The sequence below is a fragment of the Mycobacterium sp. genome (assembly GCF_965277065.1).
Lineage (GTDB): Bacteria > Actinomycetota > Actinomycetes > Mycobacteriales > Mycobacteriaceae > Mycobacterium.
The window spans coordinates 639,285-663,440 of the sequence record NZ_CBDIBT010000019.1 but is presented as its reverse complement, the minus strand read 5'-3'; the positions used below and the strand labels follow the sequence as shown (position 1 = coordinate 663,440).

General features: G+C 66.6%; 23 protein-coding genes and 1 pseudogene. 13 read left to right on the top strand and 11 right to left on the bottom strand.

What is annotated here, in order from left to right; translation table 11 throughout:
• Positions 1-19 precede the first annotated feature (19 nt).
• The 3 genes from ACQY5A_RS20360 to ACQY5A_RS20350 all read left to right on the top strand — a co-directional run bounded on the left by ACQY5A_RS20360 (position 20) and on the right by ACQY5A_RS20350 (position 1,369).
• Complete coding sequence (locus ACQY5A_RS20360; protein ID WP_428342118.1) at positions 20-280, top strand: hypothetical protein; 261 nt, start codon at positions 20-22, stop codon at positions 278-280.
• A gap of 93 nt (positions 281-373) precedes the next feature.
• The gene (locus ACQY5A_RS20355; protein WP_428342117.1) at positions 374-1,171 is read left to right on the top strand and encodes a helix-turn-helix domain-containing protein; all 798 of its coding nucleotides are present in this window, start codon (positions 374-376) and stop codon (positions 1,169-1,171) included.
• Between the two features lie 3 nt (positions 1,172-1,174).
• Complete coding sequence (locus tag ACQY5A_RS20350) at positions 1,175-1,369, top strand: hypothetical protein (protein ID WP_428342116.1); 195 nt, start codon at positions 1,175-1,177, stop codon at positions 1,367-1,369.
• Between the two features lies 1 nt (position 1,370).
• Here the strand turns inward: ACQY5A_RS20350 and otsB are convergent, their stop codons facing one another.
• The 3 genes from otsB to ACQY5A_RS20335 form a co-directional block, all read right to left on the bottom strand.
• On the bottom strand, positions 1,371-2,495 hold the full coding sequence (otsB, locus tag ACQY5A_RS20345; RefSeq protein WP_428342115.1) for a trehalose-phosphatase: 1,125 nt from the start codon (positions 2,493-2,495) through the stop codon (positions 1,371-1,373).
• Positions 2,496-2,556: 61 nt separating this feature from the next.
• Positions 2,557-3,948: a WS/DGAT/MGAT family O-acyltransferase gene (locus tag ACQY5A_RS20340; RefSeq protein WP_428342114.1), complete on the bottom strand. Its 1,392-nt coding sequence runs from the start codon at positions 3,946-3,948 to the stop codon at positions 2,557-2,559.
• Positions 3,949-4,204: 256 nt separating this feature from the next.
• Positions 4,205-4,405, bottom strand: coding sequence for a hypothetical protein (locus ACQY5A_RS20335; RefSeq protein ID WP_428342113.1), 201 nt, complete (start codon positions 4,403-4,405; stop codon positions 4,205-4,207).
• Between the two features lie 222 nt (positions 4,406-4,627).
• Between ACQY5A_RS20335 and ACQY5A_RS20330 the strand changes: the two genes are divergently transcribed.
• Entirely contained in the window at positions 4,628-7,909 is a 3,282-nt protein-coding gene (locus ACQY5A_RS20330) for an error-prone DNA polymerase (protein ID WP_428342112.1), read from the top strand.
• 109 nt (positions 7,910-8,018) lie between these two features.
• On the top strand, positions 8,019-8,663 hold the full coding sequence (locus ACQY5A_RS20325; protein WP_428342111.1) for a nitroreductase family protein: 645 nt from the start codon (positions 8,019-8,021) through the stop codon (positions 8,661-8,663).
• A 1-nt stretch (position 8,664) separates the two neighbouring features.
• Here the strand turns inward: ACQY5A_RS20325 and ACQY5A_RS20320 are convergent, their stop codons facing one another.
• The gene (locus tag ACQY5A_RS20320) at positions 8,665-9,129 is read right to left on the bottom strand and encodes a tRNA (cytidine(34)-2'-O)-methyltransferase (protein WP_428342110.1); all 465 of its coding nucleotides are present in this window, start codon (positions 9,127-9,129) and stop codon (positions 8,665-8,667) included.
• A gap of 330 nt (positions 9,130-9,459) precedes the next feature.
• Between ACQY5A_RS20320 and ACQY5A_RS20315 the strand changes: the two genes are divergently transcribed.
• The 5 genes from ACQY5A_RS20315 to ACQY5A_RS20295 are packed head-to-tail and all read left to right on the top strand — an operon-like array spanning position 9,460 to position 14,264.
• Positions 9,460-12,243 carry an ATP-binding protein gene (locus tag ACQY5A_RS20315; protein WP_428342109.1) on the top strand — a complete coding sequence of 928 codons (2,784 nt, stop codon included), beginning with the start codon at positions 9,460-9,462 and terminating at the stop codon, positions 12,241-12,243.
• On the top strand, positions 12,240-12,734 hold the full coding sequence (locus tag ACQY5A_RS20310; RefSeq protein ID WP_428342108.1) for a roadblock/LC7 domain-containing protein: 495 nt from the start codon (positions 12,240-12,242) through the stop codon (positions 12,732-12,734). The genes ACQY5A_RS20315 and ACQY5A_RS20310 overlap by 4 nt, the downstream gene beginning before the upstream one ends.
• A 6-nt stretch (positions 12,735-12,740) precedes the next feature.
• A complete protein-coding gene (locus tag ACQY5A_RS20305) occupies positions 12,741-13,124 on the top strand; it encodes a DUF742 domain-containing protein (protein ID WP_428342107.1) in 384 nt (127 codons plus the stop codon).
• Positions 13,105-13,707, top strand: a complete 603-nt coding sequence (locus ACQY5A_RS20300; protein ID WP_428342106.1) for a GTP-binding protein — start codon at positions 13,105-13,107, stop codon at positions 13,705-13,707. The genes ACQY5A_RS20305 and ACQY5A_RS20300 overlap by 20 nt, the downstream gene beginning before the upstream one ends.
• Positions 13,707-14,264 (top strand): pentapeptide repeat-containing protein, encoded by a 558-nt coding sequence (locus tag ACQY5A_RS20295; RefSeq protein WP_428342105.1) that lies wholly within the window; start codon positions 13,707-13,709, stop codon positions 14,262-14,264. The genes ACQY5A_RS20300 and ACQY5A_RS20295 overlap by 1 nt, the downstream gene beginning before the upstream one ends.
• A 4-nt stretch (positions 14,265-14,268) precedes the next feature.
• On the opposite strand, the gene ACQY5A_RS20290 is transcribed toward ACQY5A_RS20295, so the two are convergent.
• Together ACQY5A_RS20290 and ACQY5A_RS20285 are read right to left on the bottom strand one after the other, a co-directional pair.
• Positions 14,269-16,917: an ATP-binding cassette domain-containing protein gene (locus ACQY5A_RS20290; RefSeq protein WP_428343261.1), complete on the bottom strand. Its 2,649-nt coding sequence runs from the start codon at positions 16,915-16,917 to the stop codon at positions 14,269-14,271.
• Between the two features lie 80 nt (positions 16,918-16,997).
• Positions 16,998-18,191, bottom strand: a complete 1,194-nt coding sequence (locus ACQY5A_RS20285; RefSeq protein WP_428342104.1) for an NADH:flavin oxidoreductase — start codon at positions 18,189-18,191, stop codon at positions 16,998-17,000.
• 160 nt (positions 18,192-18,351) lie between these two features.
• Here ACQY5A_RS20285 and ACQY5A_RS20280 point away from each other — a divergent pair, with 160 nt between their 5' ends.
• Together ACQY5A_RS20280 and ACQY5A_RS20275 are read left to right on the top strand one after the other, a co-directional pair.
• Positions 18,352-19,197, top strand: coding sequence for a bifunctional methylenetetrahydrofolate dehydrogenase/methenyltetrahydrofolate cyclohydrolase (locus tag ACQY5A_RS20280; protein ID WP_428343260.1), 846 nt, complete (start codon positions 18,352-18,354; stop codon positions 19,195-19,197).
• A gap of 2 nt (positions 19,198-19,199) precedes the next feature.
• Positions 19,200-19,472 (top strand): DUF3017 domain-containing protein, encoded by a 273-nt coding sequence (locus tag ACQY5A_RS20275; RefSeq protein WP_428342103.1) that lies wholly within the window; start codon positions 19,200-19,202, stop codon positions 19,470-19,472.
• A 2-nt stretch (positions 19,473-19,474) separates the two neighbouring features.
• Here ACQY5A_RS20275 and ACQY5A_RS20270 read toward each other — a convergent pair.
• Positions 19,475-19,855, bottom strand: a pseudogene (locus ACQY5A_RS20270) (DUF732 domain-containing protein); the annotation flags it as partial.
• A gap of 160 nt (positions 19,856-20,015) precedes the next feature.
• Here ACQY5A_RS20270 and ACQY5A_RS20265 point away from each other — a divergent pair.
• A complete protein-coding gene (locus tag ACQY5A_RS20265) occupies positions 20,016-21,446 on the top strand; it encodes an FAD-binding protein (RefSeq protein ID WP_428342102.1) in 1,431 nt (476 codons plus the stop codon).
• A gap of 61 nt (positions 21,447-21,507) precedes the next feature.
• Here ACQY5A_RS20265 and ACQY5A_RS20260 read toward each other — a convergent pair whose 3' ends face one another.
• The 4 genes from ACQY5A_RS20260 to metX form a co-directional block, all read right to left on the bottom strand.
• Positions 21,508-21,888 (bottom strand): PIN domain-containing protein, encoded by a 381-nt coding sequence (locus tag ACQY5A_RS20260; protein ID WP_428342101.1) that lies wholly within the window; start codon positions 21,886-21,888, stop codon positions 21,508-21,510.
• Positions 21,885-22,130, bottom strand: coding sequence for a type II toxin-antitoxin system Phd/YefM family antitoxin (locus ACQY5A_RS20255; protein ID WP_428342100.1), 246 nt, complete (start codon positions 22,128-22,130; stop codon positions 21,885-21,887). The genes ACQY5A_RS20260 and ACQY5A_RS20255 overlap by 4 nt, the downstream gene beginning before the upstream one ends.
• 134 nt (positions 22,131-22,264) lie before the next feature.
• Entirely contained in the window at positions 22,265-22,996 is a 732-nt protein-coding gene (locus ACQY5A_RS20250) for a class I SAM-dependent methyltransferase (protein ID WP_428342099.1), read from the bottom strand.
• On the bottom strand, positions 22,993-24,150 hold the full coding sequence (gene metX, locus ACQY5A_RS20245; RefSeq protein WP_428342098.1) for a homoserine O-acetyltransferase MetX: 1,158 nt from the start codon (positions 24,148-24,150) through the stop codon (positions 22,993-22,995). Before metX ends, ACQY5A_RS20250 begins: the two co-directional genes overlap by 4 nt.
• Between the last annotated feature and the right edge of the window lie 6 nt (positions 24,151-24,156).

The window sequence follows — 24,156 nt, the reverse complement described above, 5'->3', positions numbered from 1 at the left end:
CAGCGTGGCAGTCGGGGGCATGGCATTCAAACTCACCTATAGCGACGGTCAATCGACGGATTACGACGACAGCACCAAGTGGGAAGTCGATAACGGGGTCGTCAAGCTGGGCCGCGACGAGGGGGACTGGACGGTGTTCGTCTCCCCGAGCCACTGGGCAACCCTCGAGCTGGGCACCGGCGACGAAAAGAAGTCGGACGACGACAAGAAGTCGGACGATAAGAAGTCAGATGATAAGAACTCAGACGACAAAAAGAAGTCAGACGACAAAGACGACTGACCGCATCGCGCGGTTCTGAATGCCGTTTCGGCACCGCAGCCTTGACCTGACAGGTAATCGTGCTGCCGATGAGCCGCAGATAGCATCGGGGCGATGACGACCCTGACCCGGAGCTCACGGGCAACACCGGCGGTCGGTCAACTGCTGCGCGAGTGGCGCGAGCGACGTCGAATCAGCCAGCTCGACCTGTCGATTCAGGCCGAGATCTCGGCTCGGCACCTCAGCTTTAAGGAGACCGGACGATCGCAACCGACCCCCGGGCTGATCCTGCGACTCAGCGAACAACTCGATGTGCCGCTGCGCGAACGCAACGCGCTGTTGTTGGCGGGCGGATACGCGCCTGCCTATCCCGAACATTCGCTCGACGAGCCGGAGCTGACCAGGCTGCGCGCCGCGTTGCGCCAAATCCTCTCCGGCCACGAGCCGTACCCGGCGCTGGTGATCAACCGATGGTGGGACATGCTGGACGGCAACGCCGCTGTCACGGTGCTCATCGAGGGATGCGATCCCGCACTATTGACACCACCGATCAACGCGCTGCGCGTTTCGCTGCACCCCGACGGAATGGCGTCGCGCATCGTCAATCTGGCGGAGCGGCGCGCGCATGTCCTCGAGCGGCTGCGCCGCCAAGTCCGGGCGACGCGCGACCCGCGACTGGCCGAGCTGCTCGCCGAACTGTCGGGCTACCCGGGGGGCGAGACCGAGCGCCCCCAGCCAACCGATGTCGCGGTGCCACTGCGGTTGCGGCACAACGGAAAAGAGCTGGCGTTCTTTTCCATGACCGCGGTGGTCGGTGCCCCGCTGGATGTCACCGTCGCCGAAGTGGCGATCGAATCGTTTTATCCAGCCGATGCGGATACCGCGGAGGCCCTGCACGCATTGGGGAAGTGACCGATGACCGACACTGCCGCCACGGAGATGATCCACGGACTGGTCCCGCTGGCCGTAACGCTGGGCATCACCGCGGACGCGGCCAGCCCGGAAGAGGTTGTGCTGAGCCTAGATTGGGCGCCGAGCTTGACGACCGGCGGAGACGTGCTACACGGCAAGCTGGCCGCCAAAACCATTCAGTCTCAAGCGGTCCTGTGATCTACTCGGCGAGCCGGCGGGCGAGCAGCTCGGTGAACTCGCGCACCCGGTCCGGGTCGTCCAGCGCGTAACGTGCTGCCGTGGGGCGGTTCCCGTCGTCGCTGTGGCGGACCAGGATCGCGATGCCATCGTCGGCCACCGCGTCGAACGCGTCCTCGTCGGTGATGTCGTCGCCGAGGTAGATCGGCAGCAACGATGTCGACCCTTCGTTGTCACGGATGTAGTCGAGTACCCAGCGCAATGTTTTTCCCTTGTCCCAGTCGACATCTGGACGTAGCTCGATGACTTCACGACCGGTTGTCACGCGCAGCGCGGTTCGCTGCCCGGTGGTTCGGACCGCGGCGGCAACCTCGCCGACGCGGTCACGCGCGGCATTGCGGTAGTGCACGGCCACACCGAATCGCTTGTGCTCCACGGCGACACCTGGAATGTCACCGATCTGATCGGCCAGCGCGGCCGCCACCTCCGCCAACACCGGGATGCTGGCGGCTGCCTCGGCGTTCTGGTGGTGCTTACCATCGGGTCCGGTCAGCTCGAACCCATGACTGCCCGCGTACCAGAGTCCGGGCAGCCCGATCCGCTGCCGCACGTCGGCCAGGTCCCGACCGCTGAGGATCGCCACGGGACACTGGGCGCTCAGCGAGGTCAGCGCGTCGGCCGCGCCGTCGGCCAGCCGCGCGGAGTCGGGTTCGTTGACGATCTCGGACAGCGTCCCGTCGAAATCGAAGAACACCGCGGGCTGTCGGTCGGACGCCAGGTCCAGCACCGCTGAGCCGTCGGCCAGTTCGGACATCCGGCGATCCCCGGTCCGGACGTCGATGTCGGTCAGGTTCTTGACCACTGCGTCGGCGCTGCGACTGCGCAGTGTCCCGGCCGAATCGACCGCGACGATCAGTGCGAATCCGCCGGCCCGCGCGTCCGCCACGCCCTGCTCGGTCGACGTGACGACGGCGCAGCGACCCGGCCGCACCGCCAAGGCGTCGGCCGTCTCGATCAACGCGGAAGCGCCGGATCGAGCGAGGCGCAGGCCTGCGTCCCGTAGCTGTGCCGCGATCGTGGCGCCGGGTCCGTCGTCGACGTCGAACAGCACGGCGTCCACGCGGCGCGGGTCGATGATGACCGACATTCGCCGTCCCGCCTTCCCGGCCCGCCGTCGCGGCGCCGGTAGTCAGGTTAGTCGGTGAGCGTCAGACCGATTTTTTGTCGAACAGCAAGATGGAGTCCTGGCTGAGCATGTCCAACCGGGCCACCCCGATTTTGATGCCGTCGGCCAGCTTGTCGATGTCGGTGCCCGCGTCGTAGTCGGCGGTGATACCGAACACCAGATCGTCGGCGTAGCTCATCACCGCGACTCCGGTGCGCAGCTGCAGGGCGATCGGCGGGATGGGCAGCAGCCGACTGACGGTGTGGCCCATCATCTCCAGGCGCCGGTGCGGACCCGGGACATTGGTTGCCAGTGTCACAATGCCGCGTTGCGGCAGGCGGGTAAGCAGTCGAATCAGCCACGAGGAGAACATGAATGGGATGTATCCGGTGATCGATACCACCATGTTGCCGGCTTGGCGCTGTCCGCCTTGTTTGGTCCGGGTCAGTCGGCTGTGCACGGCGCGCAACTGCTGGATCGGGTCGTCCTCGTCGACCGGAAGGTAGGGCAGCATGATCGAGATTCGATTGCCCGGTTTGTCCGCAGCGTCGGGCGCACGCTCCGACACCGGCACCAGGGTGCGCAACGAATCGGCCTTGGGTTCTTCGCCGCGGTGCAGCAGTACTGATCGATAGCCGTCGGTGATCGCGGCCAGCGCGACGTCGTTGATGGTGACGTCGAACTTGCGGCAGACCTGCTCGATATCGGCGAGTGGGACGCGGACCGCACGGTAGCGCCGCATCGACGTGACGGGACCGACCAGCGACGATCCGGCGGTCGGGCGCAGCAGACCGGCCGCGATCTCGGTCGCGCCGCCGACCGTTCGGGTCACCGTGTTGGTGATTCCGGTGGCGGTCCGCCAGAGGTCGCTCAGCGGGTTGGAGCGCGAGGCGCCCTCGGGTACCGGGGTCAGGTGCGGGCGCCGTCCCGTCCGCTTCGCGACGGGGCGTGCGAACACATCGCCGTCGATGTCGTCGCACAGGCGGGCAAGGATGCGAATCGCGGAGATCCCGTCGGCCATGCAGTGGTGGACCTTCATCAGGATCGCCCATCGATTGCCCTTGAGGCCTTCAATGACCCAGCACTCCCACAGCGGGCGGTCGCGATGTAGTCGGCGCTCCAGCACGTCGGCGATAACCCGGAAAAGTTCGGTGTCATCGCCCGGCCGCGGGACTGCTATCCGCCGCACGTGGCGGCTGATGTCGAATGCCGGATCGTCGACCCAGTGCGGCGCACCGACATCGAAAGGCTGGGTGCGCAGCATCTGCGTGAAACGAGGAATCGATTGAACACGCTCCGCCAGAACAGCTTTGAACTTTTCGTACCTGGGCGCCGCGCCGTCGATGATGGCGATCCCGCCGATCGCCAAGCTGACGTTACGGTCGGAATCCTCGGCCATGAGGAAGCCTGCATCGAGCGTGTTGAGGTGCTCCATGAGCCATCACCGCGTTCTTTCTTGGATTACGTTCGAGTATCGGCGGTGACCACTGGTCAGAGGTGGCGTCGATATTAAATTGTGTAAACAACTGGAGTCGGTTGTGTGGCAACGCAGTTGGAAAACGCGTCGCAGTGTTAGTCGTGTGCCGAACAAGGCTGCAAAACTCTCATCGCCTGAGATTTTCTGAGAGTTTTCTTGAGGTCGATCAAATATGTTCTAGCTCAGCACAATTCAAGACTGTGCTGCTCGTACACTATTTCGACGAGAGCTTCCGCCAACTGACTAGTGCAACTATGAGTCCGATCAGCACCGTGATCGGACCGGTGATGGACCAGGTGGTGGTGTTACTCATCTGGCTGCCGCCGAGCACTCCGAATCCCTGCAGGGCCCAGATCAGACCGAGCGCTGCGACGATCAACCCGACTGCGAATGTGATGATGAAAGCGCTTCTCATAGTGGGATCGTAGGCGTGATTGAGTCGCGCTGGGAGTAGTGTTGCGCGACAACGTAACAGGCATGGATAGGGGTACGACTCGTGGTCCAGCTTCACGTTCAGCGAACGATCGCCGTATCGCCGGACCGGGTCTTTGATTGGCTGGCCGATCCTGCCAACCTCACCGTTACTCGCTACAGGCAGTAGAGAGCGATTCGAACATATATTCGATACACTGGGTCGATGGGGTGGAGCAACGGGCCGCCGGGCTGGTCGGAGATGGAGCGGGTGCTCTCCGGCAAACCGCGTCGCTCCGGCACGCCAACGGTATGGACTCCGGCGGACGAGGCGCCCTGGTCGCGCAAACGGATCGCCTACCAGCCGCCGGACGAAGACCGGCCGGCTCGCTCGTCCATCCCGTACGCCGAGCTGCATGCGCATTCGGCGTACAGCTTTCTCGACGGGGCCAGCGCGCCGGAGGAGTTGGTCGAAGAGGCGGTGCGGCTGGGTTTGCGGGCCATCGCACTGACCGACCACAACGGCCTCTACGGAGCGGTGCGGTTCGCCGAGGCGGCGGTGGAGTTGGACATGCGGACGGTGTTCGGCGCCGAGTTGTCGTTGGGATCTGGTGCCAGGACCGACGATCCCGATCCGGCGGGCCCGCATCTGCTGGTGCTGGCTCGCGGGCCGGAAGGTTATCGTCGGCTGTCGCGGCAGCTGGCGGTCGCGCATCTGGCCGGCGGTGAGAAAGGCAAGCTGCGTTTCGACTTCGACGCGCTCACCGAGGCGGCGGGTGGCCACTGGCACATATTGACCGGCTGCCGCAAAGGCCACGTACGCTCCGCGCTGGCCACCGGCGGACCGGATGCGGCCTCGGCGGCGTTGGCCGATCTGGTGGACCGGTTCGGCTCGGATCGGGTCAGCGTCGAGCTGACCCACCACGGCTGCCCGGTCGATGACGACATCAATGCCGACATGGCCGCGTTGGCCCAGCGGTTCGGGCTCAACATCGTGGCGACCACCGGAGCGCACTTCGCTGCGCCGTCGCGGCGGCAGCTGGCGATGGCAATGGGCGCCATACGTGCCAGGCAGTCGCTGGACGAGGCGGCCGGCTGGCTTGCCCCGCTGGGCGGTTCGCATCTGCGCTCGGGTGAGGAAATGGCGCGGCTGTTCGCGCAGCACCCCAGCGCGGTGACCGCCGCTGCCGATCTCGGCGAGCAGTGCGCCTTCGGCCTGGCGCTGATCGCCCCGCAGTTGCCGCCGTTTGATGTCCCACCCGGGCACACCGAAGACAGCTGGCTGCGGGAGCTGACGATGGCCGGAGCCCAGCGCCGCTACGGCCGGCGGTCACAGGCTCGTCAGGCGTATGCCCAGATCGAGCGTGAGCTGGAAATCATTGCGCAACTGAAGTTTCCGGGATACTTCCTGGTGGTCTACGACATCACCCGGTTCTGCCGGGAGAACAACATCCTGTGCCAAGGCAGGGGATCGGCGGCCAACTCGGCAGTCTGCTACGCGCTCGGCGTCACCGCGGTCGACCCGGTGGCCAACGAGTTGCTGTTCGAGCGCTTCCTGTCGCCGGTCCGCGACGGGCCGCCCGACATCGACATCGACATCGAATCGGATCTGCGCGAAAACGTCATCCAGTACGTCTACGACAAGTACGGCCGCGACTACGCCGCCCAGGTCGCCAACGTGATCACCTACCGCAGCCGTATCGCGGTGCGCGACATGGCTCGTGCCCTGGGGTTCTCGCAAGGGCAGCAGGACGCCTGGAGCAAACAGATCAGCCACTGGAGTGGACGTCCGTCGGACATCGACGGCATACCCGAGCAGGTGATCGCGCTGGCCGACCAGATCCAGAACCTGCCCCGGCACATGGGAATCCATTCCGGCGGCATGGTGATCTGCGATCGCCCGATCGCCGACGTCTGCCCGGTCGAGTGGGCCCGGATGGAAAATCGGAGCGTGTTGCAGTGGGACAAAGACGATTGCGCGGCAATCGGTTTGGTGAAATTCGACCTGCTTGGCCTTGGCATGCTCTCGGCGCTGCATTACGCCATCGACCTGGTGGGTGAGCACAAAGGCATCGAGGTCGACCTGGCCGCGCTGGACCTGTCCGAACCGGCGGTGTACGAGATGTTGCAGCGCGCAGATTCCGTCGGGGTGTTCCAGGTGGAGTCCCGCGCACAGATGGCGACCCTGCCGCGGCTCAAGCCCCGGTTGTTCTACGACCTGGTGGTCGAGGTGGCGTTGATCCGCCCCGGGCCGATCCAGGGCGGATCGGTCCACCCGTACATCCGGCGGCGTAACGGCCTCGACCCGGTCGTCTACGACCACCCGTCGATGGAGCCGGCATTGCGCAAGACGTTGGGAGTGCCGCTGTTTCAGGAACAGCTGATGCAACTCGCGGTGGATTGCGCCGGTTTCACCGGCGCCGAGGCCGATCAACTGCGCCGTGCCATGGGATCCAAGCGATCGACCGAACGCATGCAGCGGCTGCGCGGCCGGTTTTACGACGGCATGCGGAGCATGCACGGCGCTGACGACGAGGTGATCGACCGGGTCTTTGAAAAGCTGGAAGCCTTCGCCAATTTCGGTTTCCCGGAGAGTCATTCGCTGAGTTTCGCGTCGCTGGTCTTCTATTCGTCGTGGTTCAAGCTGCATCACCCCGCGGCGTTTTGCGCTGCGCTGCTGCGTGCGCAGCCGATGGGCTTCTATTCGCCGCAGTCGCTGGTGGCCGACGCCCGTAGGCATGGGGTGACGGTGCACGGTCCATGCGTGGCCGCCAGCACGGTGCACGCCACGCTGGAGAACGCCGGCACCGAGGTGCGGCTGGGGCTGGGCAGCGTCCGTCAGATCGGCGAGGATCTGGCCGACAAGCTGGTCGAAGAACGAAAGGTGCACGGCCCCTTCGATTCTCTGCTGGACATGACGAGCCGGGTTCAGCTTTCCGTGCCGCAGACCGAGGCGTTGGCCACCGCAGGCGCGCTGCGCTGTTTCAAGATGTCGCGGCGCGAGGCGCTGTGGGCGGCCGGCGCGGCCGCCACCCAGCGACCGGATCGATTGCCTGGAGTCGGCTCGTCGTCGCATGTTCCGTCGTTGCCGGGGATGAGCGAGGTAGAGCTGGCCGCCGCCGACGTGTGGGCCACCGGCGTCTCGCCGGACAGCTACCCGACTCAATTCCTGCGGTCGGATCTCGACGCGATGGGGGTGATACCTGCCAACGCGCTGCTGTCGGTGCCCGACGGTGAGCGGGTGCTGATCGCCGGAGCGGTCACGCATCGGCAGCGACCGGGCACGGCTCGGGGCGTGACGTTCGTCAACCTCGAGGACGAGACCGGGATGGTCAACGTGCTCTGCACACCGGGGGTGTGGGCGCGGCACCGCAAGGTGGCGCAGACATCGTCGGCGCTGCTGATCCGCGGCCAGGTCCAAAATGCCAGTGGCGCAGTCACTGTGATGGCGGAGCGGATCGGCAAGCTCACGTTGAAGATCGGATCGAAGTCCCGCGACTTCCGGTGACCGTTGTGCGCCGAACGTGAATGACCCGACGTGACACGCCAGTAAGCGTCGTGACATGCACATTCGCGGCCGGCCGGAGCCAGCGCGCGGCGCGAGTAATCTCGCGCTCATGGCCCTTAACCTTTCTGTCGACGAACTCCTCACCACCACCCGTTCGGTCCGCAAGCGTCTCGACTTCGACAAGCCGGTCTCGCACGACCTGCTGATGGAATGCCTCGACTTGGCGTTGCAAGCGCCCACCGGCTCCAATTCGCAGGGCTGGCAGTGGGTTTTCGTGGAGGACGACCAGAAGAAGAAGGCGATTGGCGAGATCTACCTGGACAACGCCCGCGGCTACCTGAAGTCACCGGCAGCGGAATACGGCGAGGGCGACACCCGTGGCGAGCGGATGGGCGCGGTCCGCGATTCCGCGTCCTACCTGGCCGAGCACATCCATGAAGCGCCGGCGCTGTTGATCCCGTGCATCGAAGGCCGCGAGGACAAGCAGCCGATGGGCGGGGCGGGATTCTGGGCGTCGCTGCACCCGGCGATCTGGAGCTTTTGTCTGGCGTTGCGCTCGCGAGGGCTGGGCACCTGCTGGACGACGCTGCACCTGATCCGCGGCGGCGAGGAAAAGGTGGCCGAGATATTGGGCATCCCCTACGAGAAGTACAGCCAGGCCGGGCTTTTCCCGATCGCTTACACCAAGGGCACCGATTTCAAGCCGGCCAAGCGGCTACCGGCTGAGCAGCTGACGCACTGGGACACCTGGTAGATCAGACCGCGCCGGTGAAATTCTGCTGGCGCCACGCTTCGTAGACGGCGACCGCGGCGGCATTGGCCAAGTTGAGCGACCGCCGGCCGTCGAGCATCGGGATACGCACAGGTGCGGTGATGTGTGGGTCGGCCAGTGTCGCCGCGTCCAGACCGGTGGGCTCCGGGCCGAACATCAACACATCCCCGGGCTGATAGCTGACATCGGTGAACAGTTGCGTCGCGTGGGCGGTGAACGCGAACACCCGCTGCGGTGCGAGCGCTGTCCACGCGTCATCCAACGACGGATGAACGGTCACCGAGGCGAGGTCGTGGTAGTCCAGGCCGGCCCGACGCAGCTTGGGCTCAGAGAGGTCGAAACCCAACGGTTCGACGAGATGCAGTTCTGCTCCGGTGGCCGCCGCGGTGCGGATTGCATTACCCGTATTGGGCGCGATTCGCGGTGAGTAAAACAGCAGCCTGAACACAACACACCGTAACCGGAAATGCGCCTTTTTCCCGATGTGCCAACGGCGCACGCGCTGACGATCTCCCGCGGTCCGGCCCAGCGCGACAGGCGGTAAGCGTGTTTACCTAATTTGCTCGGCGATACCAGGCCTGGTCGTAAGGGCGTTGGTGAACTCTGTCTGTTCAGTAAGAATTGTGGTCACTCCAGCCGCAGCCTGGCATACTCGCTGAATTGCCAGGCGTATATCGCTTGCCCGTCGCTCGGGGTGAGCGCAATTAGCAGGAAGTCTCATGAACGACGCGCTAACACTGCGATTCAGCGGAGCGGACGCTAACACCGCGCTGTTCCGGTGACGATGTTTGCCCGCGTCCCGCGGGCGAGTTCGCCGGACGAAAATCGGCCCGCCGGCAGCGACGGCGCCGAATCCGTCTCGACGAAACGGCCGGCGTCGTGGTCGCTGCGGAATTGGCCGGTCCGGTGGAAAGTCGTCGCCATTGTTGCGCTGCCTTTGGTGCTGGCGATGATTTTCGGGGGATTTCGCATTGCGGGTGCATTGAGCGATGCCGACCGGCTTCGGTTGGCGGCAGATCGGGCCGAGATGGTTCCGGCGATCACCAAGTACATGTCGGCGCTCGATGTCGCGTTGCTCGCGACCTCGACCGGTGGCGATGCCGACGGGGCGAAGAAGAACTACGACGCCCGCAAAAGTGAGCTCGAGGCCCGCCTGCGCGGAACCAACGTTGCGCCCGACGTGAGCGACGGCGTCGACGCGATGCTGGACGGCGGGCAGGCGTTGCTGGACAAAGTCGCGTCGAACACCCTCGCACTACGGCCCCGGGTCATCTCCTACGCGCCCATCCTGTTGACCGCTGAGAATGCAATTGACGCCTCGGTGCGCGTCGACGACGAGCGGATCCGGGCCGAGGCGCAGGGCCTGAGCCGGGCGGTCGGGGCCCGCGGCCAGATGATGATGCAGCAATTGCTGAGCGCTCGCGGCGCTGATCTGCCCGAACCCGAGCTGCGCACGTCGATGATCACCCTCACCGGTACCGAGCCGTCGACGCTATTCGGGATGGCCGAGGTGCTCGGCGTCGGCTCACCGGAGGCCAAGTCCCTGCAGCAGCAGATGGTGACCCGGATGGGCCTGATGTCGGATCCGGGGCAGAAGCTGGTCAACAACCCGGCGCTGCTGAAATCGGTGCAGACCACCGACGGGATCGCTTCGCAGATCATCAAGGACATCACCGCGAAGGTGATCAAGGCCGTCGAGGACCAGGCCCGCGACCGCCGCAATGCGGCAATCCGCGACACCGTGCTGGTGCTGAGCGCCATCATTGCCGCGCTGGTCATCGTGTTCCTGGTCGCCCGCTCGCTGATCAGGCCGCTGCGCGTGTTGCGCGACGGCGCGTTGAAGGTGGCGCACGAGGACCTCGAGCGGGAGATCAGCCGGGTGCGGGCCGGTGACGAGTCGCCGCCCGAACCGCTGCCGGTGCACACCACCGAGGAGATCGGTCAGGTCGCGCACGCGGTCGACGAATTGCACACGCAAGCACTGCTTTTGGCCGGCGACGAAACCCGGTTGCGGCATTTGGTCAACGACATGTTCGAGACGATGTCGCGGCGCAACCGTTCACTGGTCGACCAGCAGCTCTCGCTGATCGACCAGCTCGAGCGCAACGAAGAAGATCCCGAACGGCTCGACAGCCTGTTCCGACTCGACCACCTGGCCGCGCGAATGCGCCGTAATGGCGCGAACCTGCTGGTGCTGGCGGGCGCGCCGAGCTCGCGGGGCGACCAGCGCACGACGGTGCCGCTGTCGTCGGTCATCCACGCGGCGACCTCCGAGGTGGAGGAATACCGTCGTGTCGAGACGTCGATGGTGCCGGACTGCGCGATCGCCGGAGCGGTCTCCGGCGATATCGTTCACCTGCTCGCGGAGTTGATCGACAACGCGCTGCGTTACTCGCCGCCCTCGTCACCGGTCCGGGTGTCGGCGGGATTCCGCAGCGACGGAGCGGTTCAACTGCAGATCGTCGATGCCGGGCTGGGCATGACCGACGGCGACCGCCGCATCGCCAACATGCGCCTGCGCGCCGGGGGAGAGGTCAGCCCCGACAGCGCCCGCCACATGGGCCTGTTCGTGGTCGCCCGGCTGGCCGATCGCCATAGGGTCCGGGTGCGGCTGCGCGGCTCCTCTCTGGAGGACGCGCGGTCGGGCAGCACCGCGGAGGTGTACCTGCCGTCGACCGTGCTGGCAAGCGCGAACGCCGGCCAAACGGCGCCACGCCAGGCGGAACCGGTGGCTTTCACGGCACCATCCGGGCCGCCGGTCGCCACGCCCGATTACGTGGCCGACCTTGCGCCGCTGGAAGACGACGCCGACCTCGAAGGCGCGGATTCGACCGATTCCTCGATCAGCTTGCTGCCCCGGCGCAGGCCCGGCGGCAGTGGCATCACCGGCGCGCCGGCCGCCGCGCCGGAGGAAGCCGGTGAGCCGACCCCGGAACAACCTGTCGCGCAACCAGTTTCGAACACGTCGTCGTTCTTTGGCTCGCGGGTCCGGTTCGGCAAAGAGAACCGCCAGCGCCCTAAAGCCGAACCGCCCGTGCCGCTCCCGGCAGCTACAGCCCCGTCCGCCGAGGCCCAGCCCGCCGACTCCGAGCCCCCCGAGGCCGATGACGTCTGGGTCGCCGACGTTGCCGCGCCGGCTACGGAGCCGCCCGAGGACGATCTGATCTACCAGCGGATGCTCTCCGAATGGCTGGTCGACCCGCGCGAGCTGGCGCACAGCCCGGATCTGGATTGGCAGTCGGTGTGGGACCGCGGCTGGTCCGCCGCCGAAGAGGTGGAGAACACCCCCGTGCAAGCGCACACCGAACAGGGCCTGCCGGTGCGCGAACCCGGTGCCCGGTTGGTGCCCGGCGGTGCTGACCAGAACGGAAACGCGCACCACCGGGCCGGCGGTGACGATAATGGGACGGCCCCCAACGGTGGATCAGGGCGTCGTCCCGCGCATCAGGCGCCGGTGCGAGACCCCGAGGCCATCCGCACCTCGATCAGCAGTCATTTCGGCGGCGTCCGCGCAGGTCGCGCGCACGCCCGGGACAACGACCAAGGAACCGATCGCGAATGACCTCTGCCTTTCCATCCGGAAAGCCCAGTCCGCCTGCCCGCCCCGACGACTCACTGGACTGGCTGGTGTCGAATTTCGCCCGCGAAGTCCGTGGGGTGTCCCACGCCATCCTGGTATCCGTCGACGGGCTGCTGATCGCGGCCAGCGAGCGTCTGCCGAAGGAGCGGGCCGACCAGCTCGCCGCGGTGTCCTCAGGTCTGGCCAGCTTGGCCAACGGCGCCGCGCAGCTGTTCGACGGCGGCCAGGTGCTGCAGTCGGTGGTGGAGATGCAGAACGGCTACCTGTTGCTGATGCAGGTCGGCGACGGATCCCATCTGGCGACGCTGGCCTCGACGTCGTGCGACATCGGGCAGATCGGATACGAGATGGCCGTCCTCGTCGAACGGGTGGGCAATGTCGTGCAATCGTCCCGTCGTGCTGAGTCCGATTGGTCGGCTTCTCCTCGGGCCGGTCACCGGCCCGCATCGTCGCCGACCGCCTCGCCCTCGTGAGTCGCCATGGACAACCGCGAACGACCGGGAATCGAACCGCCGCCTCCTGAGGCGAGCCTGGTTCGCCCCTACACTCTGACGGCAGGCCGGACCAAGGCGAGCGTCGACATCCCGCTGGAAGCGCCGCTGCAGGCGTTGCAATCGGCGATGTTCCACCGGTGGCCGCCCAACGATGTGCGGGGCAGAATTGTCCAGTTGTGCGTCAAGACTCCATCGGTGGCCGAATTATCGGCTCGGCTGAATTTGCCGCTCGGTGTCACGCGCGTGTTGGTCGGTGATCTGGTGACTTCGGGTTACCTTCAAGTCAATCGGACATTGACCGAACGCTCCACCCGGGATGATCGCCGCGAACTCATAGGAAGGACGCTCCGTGGCCTACGAGCGCTCTGACGCGGGGGCCGCTCCGTATACGAAGTCGCGCGACACGGCGTCCACGAAGATCGTCGTCGCCGGTGGGTTCGGGGTCGGCAAGACAACGTTCGTCGGCGCGGTGTCGGAGATCATGCCGCTGCGGACCGAAGCGATGGTCACCGACGCCTCCGCCGGCATCGACATGGTCGACGCCACCCCGGACAAGCGGACCACCACGGTCGCAATGGATTTCGGCCGGATCACCCTCGACGAGGATCTGGTGCTCTATCTGTTCGGAACACCGGGTCAGCGCCGATTCTGGTTCATGTGGGATGACTTGGTGCGCGGCGCCATCGGTGCGGTCATCCTGGTGGACTGCCGGCGGCTGCAGGACTGCTTCGCCGCGGTCGATTTCTTCGAGCATCGCAACCTGCCGTTCCTGATCGCTGTCAACGAATTCGACGGCTCGCCAAGGTATCCGGCCGCCGAGGTACGTAAAGCGCTGACGCTGCCCGCGCACGTCCCGGTGATCAGCGTCGACGCCCGCGACCGCCGATCGGCGACCAACGCTTTGATCGCGGTGAGCGAATACGCGCTGGCGAGCTTGTCGCCCACCGCGTAGTGGATTGGACCGATTGCGAATTCGTTGGCCGTGACTTCCGCGACGACGATCTTTCTCGCCTGCGCACCGAGCGGGTGGTGTTCAGCGAATGCGATTTCAGCGGCGTCAATCTCGCTGAGTCCGAGCATCTGGGGTCGGCGTTCCGCAACTGCACTTTTAACTTGACCACGCTGTGGCACAGCACGTTTCGTCAGTGCACCATGCTGGGCTCGGTCTTCACGCGGTGCCGGTTTCGACCGTTGATCCTCGACGAGGTGGACTTCACGCTGACCGTGCTCGGCGGAAATGACCTGCGCGGCATCGACTTGAGCGGCTGTCGCCTTCGCGAGGCCAACCTGGTGGAAGCGGACCTGCGCAAAACCGTGTTGCGCGGGGCGGACCTGTCCGGCGCCCGCACCACCGGAACCCGTTTGGACGACGCCGATCTGCGCGGCGCCACCGTCGACCCGTCGCTGTGGACGACGGCGTCGTTGACCCGCGCGCGTATCGATATCGAGCAGGCGCTCGCCTATGCCGCGGCCCACGGATTACGGCTGGACGGCGGGGCTGATCAGTGACGCGCTAGCGCTTGAGCCGGATCTTCCAACGCACGACGCCGGCGTAGATCAGCGACAGCATGATAAGCATGAACATGTCCAGCAGAAAGATGTGGTCCGAATGCTGCCAGAGCGGGTCCTTGGTGTGGATCTGCGGAACCTTCACCAGCGACGGCAGGTCAATCGATGATGACCCGCCTGCATAACCCCACCGTGCGGGCGTCGCCCAGGATGCGTAGTCGAGGGCTTTACTGTGCCCGTCCTTATCCACCATCGGGATGATTCCGCCGGAGAGCACCAACTGCAGCAGCACCGACACCACCAGAAGCGGCATGATCTGCTCATTGGTCTGCGCGAACGCCGACAGCACCAGGCCGAGGATCGCCGAGGCCACACAGGTGCCGGCGACGGTGACGAACAGCGAGAAAGTGGAGTTGTCGAAGAACTGGGGGTGCGCCGTGGGTGCGCCCTTGCCGAACCTGACGATCAGGGTTGCGACCAACGCCTGAGCCACTGCGAACGCGCAGAATACGCTGACCTTGGCCAGCAGATAGGCCGTCGTCGACAGGCCCACTGCCTGTTCTCGTTTGAAGATGGGGCGTTCGCCGATCAGATCTCGGATGGTCAGTGCGACGCCCATGAAGACGGCACCGAAATTGAGGAAGACCATGATGTACTGCGGCTGGGTGGGCGCATCGCCGGTGGGGTTGGCGAAACCGAGCCCGGGTTTGGCGCCCGGGACGGCCAGCACCACCAAACCGACGATGAAGGGTAGCGCCGCCAGGAACACCGAGTAGCCGCGGTCGGAGATGACCAGCCGAATCTGACGACGCGCGATCGTGGAAAGCTGGCGCAGCAGGTCGGAGTGGACGGGTTCGCCGAGATCCGCCGGGCTTTCCCGGTCGGGTGCCTTGGACTCCGACCTGCCGCCGCGCTCCATGAAGCGGCGGTTCGCCTCGTCCGGGTCGGCGCCGACGTTGGCGAAGATATCGGCCCAGTTCGTAGTGCCCAGCGCCTCGCCCACCTGACTGGGCGGCCCGTTGAACGCCATTTTTCCGCCGGGGGCCATCAGCAGGATCTGATCGCAGACGTCCAGGTAGGACACCGAGTGGGTGACCACCAGCACGACACGGCCGGCGTCGGCGAGCTGGCGCAGCATCAGCATCACCTGACGGTCCAGCGCAGGGTCGAGACCCGAGGTCGGCTCGTCGAGCAGCAGCAGCGAGGGCTGGGTCAGCAGCTCGAGCGCGACCGATGCACGCTTGCGCTGACCACCCGACAGCTTGTCCACCCGGGTGTCGGCATGCTTGGTCAGGTCGAGTTCCTCGAGTACCTGCGCGACGACCTGGGCGCGTTCCTCTTTGTTGGTATCCGGCGGCAGCCGCAACTCGGCGGCATAACCCAGCGCCTGGTTGACCGTCAGCTGGCGGTGCACCACATCGTCCTGCGGCACCATCCCGATCCGGCTGCGCATCGTCGCGTACTCGGCGTGGATGTCGTGGCCCTCGAAGGTGACGTTTCCGGCGCTGGGCCGGGTGTAGCCGGCGATCAGACGCGACAGCGTGGTCTTGCCCGCACCCGAGCCGCCGATGATCGCGGTCAGTGTGCCGGGGCGGGCCGTCAGCGAGATGTTGCTCAGCAGTTCTTTGCCATCGATCCTGAATTGAACGCCGTTGACCTCCAGGCCGCCGGTGCGGGTGGCGGCCTCGGTGCGGCGGACCAAGGTGCCGTCGGTGAAGACCAGGTCGATGTTTCCGATCGTGACCACGTCGCCCTGGTTGAGCACCGCCGAGCCGACGCGTACCCCGTTGACGAAGGTGCCATTGATAGTGCGGGCGTCCCGGATCTCGGTGCCGAGCGGCGACTGAACCAAGAACGCGTGATGGCGCGACGCCAAGACATCCTGGATGACGATGTCGTTGTCGTTGGCGCGACCGATCGTCGCTGACCCGGCCGGCTTGTCCGGTGACAGCGATCCGGGCAGGATCGCCTGAATCATCTTGGTGGCCAGGTTGCCCGATTCGGGCGGCGTGCTCATCGCCGGCGCCGGCCCCATCTGGGTCCTCGGCGCAGGGTTCACCGGGGGAGCCGACGCCACCGGCGCGGGTTGGCGGACTGGCGGTGCCTGATGCTGCGGGCCCGCCGGGTAGGCGGGCGGGCGCGGCCCCGGGAATGGTTGTTGCGGCGGCGCGCCAGGATAGGGGCGCGACGGTCCCTGGCCGGGACCATGGCCGGGAGGCCCTTGTTGTCGCGGTCCCGCCAGTGGGCGGGGCGGCTGCTGCGGCGCAGGTGCCGGCCGCGCGGACGGACCGGACCTGGCGATCGGCATCGACGCGGTCTGCGGCGGCCGACCAGCGATGCCGTCGTGGCGTCCGACCTCGAAGCTCAGCAGCGGTCCATCGGGGTTGCCGATATTGAGCGTCTGGCCGTCGTGAAGATCGATCACCGGAACCCGGCGCCCGTGGACGTAGGTCCCGTTCAGCGAGCCGTTGTCGATGGCCAGCCAGCGGCCTTGGTCGAAGCGCAGCAACAGGTGCGCCCGGGAGATCAGCGGATGCGTGATGCGCATGTCGGCGCGCAGATCTCGGCCGACCACGACGTCGTGACCTGCGGCGAATGTGCGTTGTGCACCGTCGTACCGGACGGTCAGCGCGGGCGGTGCGGCATGACTCATCGCCCCAACTTTAGCTGCTTGGCTCACTGCACCGACTGTATCGGGTGGCCGTTCGATCCCCTCGAACCGACACGAGCGGGTCAGTGCGCCAACAGGTCGGGGGCTCCGGTGACCACGCACTGGGTGCGGGTGTAGATCGTCGGCATGCACCGGTTGCAGTGCGTACACGCCGACCGCACGGCGGCGCCGTCGCGGGCGATCCGGTTGATCAGGTCGGGCTCGGCCAGCAGTGCCCGGCCCATCGCGACGAACTGGAAGCCTTCGGCCATCGCCAGATCCATCGTCTCGCGATTGGTGATGCCGCCCAGCAGGATCAGCGGCATCGTCAGCTCGGCGCGGAACTGCTTGGCGTGGCGCAGCAGATACGCTTCGCGGTACGGGTATTCGCGGAGGAACTTCTTGCCCGTCATCCGCATGCCCCAGCTCAGCGGCGGCTTGAACGCGCCGGCGAACTCCTTGAGCGGGGCGTCGCCGTGGAACAGGTACATCGGGTTGACCAGCGAACTGCCCGCGGTGAGTTCGATCGCGTCGAGTGCGCCGTCGTCCTGCAACCACTTGGCGGTGGTGATCGCTTCGTCGACCGAGATGCCGCCGCGTACACCGTCGGACATGTTGAGCTTGGCGGTCACCGCGATCTGGTCGCCGACGGCGCGCTTGACGGCAAGGACCATTCCGCGAGCAACCTTGGCGCGGTTCTCCAGCGACCCGCCGAACTCGTCGCTGCGGCGGTTGATCAGCGGGCTGAGGAACGCGCTGGCCAGATAGTTGTGGCCCAAATGCACTTCGACGGCGTCGAATCCGGCGTCGACGGCCAGCTTGGCCGCGTTGGCGTGCGCGACGGTCACATCGTCGATGTCTTGGCGGCTGGCCTTCCTGGCGAACCGCATGCCGATCGGGTTGAAGAACCGCACCGGCGCCAGGGCGGTGGCCTTGTTGGAGCGGGCGTTGGCGACCGGGCCCGCGTGTCCGATCTGGGCGCAGACCGCTGCGCCTTCGGCATGGATCGCATCGGTGAGCTTGCGGAATCCAGGCACCGCTTCCGGGCGCATCCAGATCCCGTTGCCCTCGGTGCGACCGCCCTGGGAGACGGCGCAGTAGGCCACCGTGGTCATGCCGACTCCGCCGGCGGCCGGCAACCGGTGGTAATCGATCAGGTCGTCGCTGACCAGGGCGCCGGGTGTGCGCGCCTCGAAGGTGGCGGATTTGATGATGCGATTGCGCAGCGTGATGGGTCCGAGCTTTGCCGGTGCCAGCACGTCCGGGGCTTCGGACATGCCAGAAGCCTATGGCGATCGCAAGGTCGGCGGAGCCGAACGCAGCGGGTCGCCATCAATCGGGCTCGGTGGCGATCGCAAGGTCGGCGGAGCCGAACGCAGCGGGTCGCCATCAATCGGGCTGAGCGTCGTTGTGCGCTCACATGCCAAACTGGATGACGTGGGTGCAATCACGTTGGACGGCAAAATCACACGTGACGAGATCTTCGTCGACCTTACGGAGCGGGTGGCCGCGCTGACCGCGGCGGGCAAGACGCCGGGCCTGGGCACGGTCCTGGTGGGCGACGACCCGGGTTCGCAGGCCTACGTCCGCGGCAAGCACGCCGACTGCGCCAGGGTGGGCATCACGTCGCTGCGCCGCGACCTGCCCGCCGACATCAGTCAGGCCAAGCTCAGCGAGACCATCGACGAACTCAACGCCAACCCCGAGTGCACCGGTTACATCGTGCAGTTGCCATTACCGAAGCATCTGGACGAGAACGCGGCGCTGGAGCGCGTCGATCCGGCCAAGGACGCCGACGGGCTGCACCCGACCAACTTGGGCCGGCTGGTGTTGATGGAGTCGGCCCCGCTGCCCTGCACCCCGCGCGGCATCGTGCATCTGCTGCGGCGCTTCGACGTCGAGATCGCCGGGGCGCATGTAGTGGTCATCGGCCGCGGTGTGACGGTGGGTCGACCGCTCGGCCTGCTGCTGACCCGTCGCTCCGAGAATGCGACGGTGACTTTGTGCCACACCGGAACTCGTGATTTGGCTGCCCTGACGAAGCAGGCCGACATCATCGTCGCCGGAGTCGGCGTGCCGCACATGCTGACCGCCGACATGGTGCGCCCGAGCGCGGCCGTGATCGACGTGGGTGTCAGCCGGGTCGACGGGAAACTCACCGGCGACGTGCATCCCGATGTGTGGGAGGTGGCCGGGAAGGTGTCGCCGAATCCCGGCGGCGTCGGGCCGTTGACCCGCGCGTTCCTGTTGACCAACGTCGTCGAGTTGGCCGAAGGACGCTGAGCATGCGCCGACTCCGACCGCAGTGGCCGATCGTCTGGATCATGCTGATTTTCGTGGTGGCGTTCAGCTTGGCGGCGGCCAACTTCTGGCGCCGCGGCGCGCTGTTGATCGGTATTGCAGTGGGCCTGGCCGCGGTGCTGCGGTTGGCGCTCACCGACGACCGCGCCGGGCTACTGGTGGTGCGCCGCAAGGCAATTGACTTCACCATGATGGCGTCGGTCGCCGCGGCGATGGTCTACATCGCCTGGACGATCGACCCACTGGGAACGCGCTAGACGCCTGGGACTCCCGTTACGCCGTTGCCACCCATCAGGTTTGCCATCTGATCCGGGCAGTAGGTCCGGATCGCGATCGTGGTGAACATCCGGGCGGCCTGCGGTGACATGCCGCGATGCGCGACGCCGGACGCCGCGGCGGCGAAGCTGCCGCCAGGTGCTGCGAGCATCGGGCAGATGGACTGACCGACGGCCATCGCGTTTCCGGGCTCGCCGTACTCGATACCCGCGTGGCTGAGCGCGTCGATGAAGTTGTCGTCGCTGGGATCAGCGCCGCCCGGTATCGAGAATGCGGTGGCCACTGTCAAAAGGCAGCCGACACCGATCAGCGCTTGCACGGCCAGCGGTTGGTTGCTCAGCGCCGGAATCCACTTGCGGCCCATACCCACCCCCTGATGTCTGATGTGTCCGTATCGAACTTTGGTCGACCGCAGTCACGTTCAGAACACGGGGGGGTTAAGGTTCGCGCACGTTTGGGACGACACGCGGTCGAGAGTGCGATATCGCGGCGTGTCTCGGGTTCGCGTACAGGACAATTCGGGCATGACGGGTGACATCTCGCGTCAGACATTTCTGCGCGGCGCCGTAGGGGCGTTGGCCGCGGGCGCATTCGTCGGCTCAGGGCGGGCCGGCGGCGCGCCGATAGCGTCGGGCTGGGATGGACTGTCCATCGGTGGGCAGGTCATCCGGCCGGACTCTCCGCAATTCGGTTCGGCCAAAGCAGTTTTCAACACCAACTACAACGGCATGACACCGGCGGCGGTCGTCGTCCCGACATCGGCCGGCGATGTGCAAAAGGCGATGACGTTCGCCGCCGCCAACAATCTCAAGGTCGCTCCGCGCGGCGGAGGGCACTCCTACGTTGGGGCGTCCACCGCGAACGGCACGATGGTGCTCGATCTGAGGCAACTGCCCGGTGACGTCAATTACGACGCCGCGACCGGACTGGTCACGGTGACGCCGGCGACGAGTCTGTATGCGATGCACCAGGTCCTGGCGGCCGCGGGCCGCGGTATCCCGACCGGGACCTGCCCATCGGTGGGTGCGGCGGGTCACGCCCTGGGTGGTGGCCTCGGTGCGCATTCCCGGCACGCCGGCCTGATGTCGGATGCATTGCGGTCGGCCACCGTGGTGCTGCCCAGCGGTCAGGCCGTCACCGCGTCGGCTAGTTCGCAGCCCGACCTGTTCTGGGCGTTGCGCGGCGGCGGTGGCGGCAATTTCGGCGTCACCACCTCGCTGACCTTCGCCACTTTCCCGACCGCCGATGTCGACGCAGTGAATCTCAACTTCCCCGCGCAGTCGTTCGCCCAGGTACTGGTGGGGTGGCAGAACTGGCTGCGCGCCGCCGATCGAAGTTGTTGGGCGGTGGCCGATGCCACCGTCGACCCGATGGGCACGCACTGCCGCATCTTGGCCACGTGCCCGGCCGGATCGGGTGGCAGCATTGCGTCCGCCATCACCGCGGCCGTCGGCCTGCAGCCCACCGCAACGGACAGCCATACGTTCAACTACTTGGACCTGACGAACTACCTTGCCGTCGGGAATCTCCATCCGTCGCCACTCGGATACGTTGGTGGCTCAGACGTTTTCACGACGATCACGCCGGCGGCCGCACAGGGGATCGCCGCGGCGGTCGACGCGTTCCCGCGCGGCGCGGGCCGCATGTTGGCCATCATGCACGCGCTCGACGGGGCCTTGGCCGATGTGCCGACAGGGGCGTCGGCCTTCCCGTGGCGCCGGCAGTCATCGTTGGTGCAGTGGTATGTCGAAACACCCGGCGACCCATCGGCTGCGCTCGGCTGGCTGGGTGCAGCGCACCGGGCTGTGCAGCCGTATTCGGTTGGTGGATATGCGAATTACCTCGAGGCAAACCAGCCGGTGTCGCGCTACTTCGGCCCGAACCTTGCTCAGCTGAGCGCCGTTCGGCAGAAGTATGACCCGGCGCGGGTGATGTTCTCCGGGCTGCCGGTGTGACCGTCGCCCAGGTCAGCGGCCGCTCGGGCGAAGTGTCAGCGCCTCGGCTAGAGCCTGAAGTTCAGGGGCGGCGCGCGTCGATCAGGTCGCCGATGATATGTAGGTCGGCGACATCGTAGGTGAGCAATGGCACGCGCTCGGCGACAGCGGTGGCGGCGATGGCGAGGTCGATCTGTCGGCGGCGTGGGTTGCCGCCACGGTTGGTGACCGCGGCCGCGAGCCGACCCCACGCGCGCGCGATCTCCGGGGTGATGGGCAGCGGGTCGAATGCCGCCTCGACGGCGGCGAGCCGGTCGGTCCGAAGCGCGCGTTCGTCATCGTCGGTCGCGACAAGCACCCCGAAATGCAGCTCGGTGAGAGACGCGACACTAATCGCCGCTTCGAGCCCTGCGGGGGGAGCATTTTCTGCGATCAGCACCGACGTATCCAGGATCGCTCTCATCGGGCAAAGGGATCAACGACGCCGGCGCCGAGGCGCCCCAGGTCTTCGTTGAACCCGCGCGGCGACGGACCGCGCCAGACGGCATCGAGTGCGCTGCCGGTGACCCAGCGGCGGCGGGCGGCAGGGGATAGTTCAGCGACGGGCCTACCGGCCACCGTCACGGTCAGGGTTTCGCCCGCCTCCACGCGGCGCAGCACTTCGGCGACCTGGTTGCGCAGTTCCTTCTGCGGTATCGAGTCCACAACCCCAGGGTAGCAGTTCTGCTACCTTCGGGCGGACGAGTACTGGAACCCTGGACGTCGAACGTCGACTCGTTGTGCAAAATCGCCCGAGAATATGCGCAACAACTCGACGTTCGCCATGCGCAACGTCGAGGTCAGGACAGCTTCGCCCGCACTCCCACCGTGACGTACGGCAGCGCAAGACCTCCCCGATTGGCCAGAGCGGAATGGGTGGCCAGCAACTCGCGCACCTGATCCAGGGTCTTGGTGCGAACCTGCGTCGGCGAGGTGATGCAGTAGCTGCGGGATGCGACCAAGTCGATCAACGCTTGCGGCGTCAGGTAATTCGTCCACTCGACTTGGTGTCGCTGCACATCGGTGAACGGCTCGGGCAGTGTGACGTGGTCGCGCATTGGGTCGCCGTCGTGGCCGATGATGCGGCCTAGTTCGCGCACCCACCCGGATCGCTCGTCGCGGGTGTTCCACACCAATCCCAGCCGACCGCCGGGCCGCAGCACCCGGGCCAACTCGGGAATCGCGCGCGCCGGATTGAACCAATGCCACGCCTGCGCGACAAGAACAGCGTCAACACTGTTGTCCGCCAACGGAATATCTTCCGCCGTACCCAGCAGCGCCGGAGTATTCGGCAGTGAGACGCGCAGCATCTCCAGCATCTCAGCGATGGGGTCGACGGCGACCACGTCCAGCCCGCGTTCCACCAGGCGGCTGGTCAGCTTTCCGGTCCCGGCGCCGAGGTCCAGCACATCGCGAGCGTCGGGCGGCAGCAGCCAGTCGATCGCCTCCGGCGGATACGACGGACGGCCGCGCTCGTATGCGGTCGCTTCAGAGCCAAACGACAATGAGCGGGCCTGTGAAGACTGAGTCACCGCGAACACGCACCCTTCGCCGCGGCCAGATCCAGCGTCTGTCGCACCAATTCGCCGACCGAATCGGTCTCGACCAGAAAGCCGTCGTGCCCGTAGATCGAGTCGACCACCTCGAGCCCCTCGCAGCCGGGCAACAGACCGGCCAGTTCAGCCTGCAGGCGTAGCGGGTAGAGCCGGTCGGAGGTGATCCCACCGACCACCGCCGGCACCGGGCAGCCGCGCAGCGCGGCCTCGACACCACCGCGGCCCCGGCCGACGTCATGACTGGACAGCGACTCGGTCAGCACCACATAGCTGCCGGCGTCGAACCGCGACACCAGCTTGCCGCCCTGGTGCTGCAGGTAGCTCTGCACCGCGTACCGGCCGCCGGACGCCGGATCCGAGGGATCTGCTGGATCTTCCGCATCCTGAGCTCTATTGGCGAAGCGGGTATCCAGCTCGGCTTCGCCGCGGTAAGTCAGATGGGCGAAGCGGCGGGCGATCCCCAGGCCGGCGTCCGGAGAAAGCCCGGTGCCGTAGTAGTCCCCGCCCTGCCAGTTGGGGTCGGCCTGGATCGCCGCGATCTGGGTGCACTGGGTGCCGATCTGGTCGGCGGTGGCACGCGCACCCACGGCCAGCAGCAGGCCCGCGCCCACCCGGTCGGGGTGGCCGACCATCCATTCCAGTGCCCGCGCGCCACCCATCGACCCGCCGAGCACGGCGGCGACTTCGGTGATGCCCAACGCAGCCAGCGTCGCGATGTCAGCCTCGACCTGATCGCGGATCGACACCAGCGGAAACTTTGAGCCCCAGGGCTTTCCGTCAGACGCGGTCGAGCTCGGCCCGGTCGAGCCGCGGCAGCCGCCCAGCACGTTGGTCGCGACCGCGCACCACCGGTTGGTGTCGATCGGAGCGCCGGGCCCCGCGATCCCGTCCCACCAGCCCGGCGTGGGATGTCCGGGCCCGGCAGGTCCGGTGATGTGCGAGTCGCCGGTCAGCGCGTGCAGGACGACGACGACGTTGTCGCGCGTCGGCGACAGCTCGCCCCAGCGCTGGACGGCGATGCTCACGTCATCGAGCACGACACCGCTCTCCAGCGTCAGCGCGCCTACGTCGACGATGCCGACCTCGCCTTCGGCGGGCAGCGTCTGTGTCGGCATGTCCGAGATTGTCACCTGCCG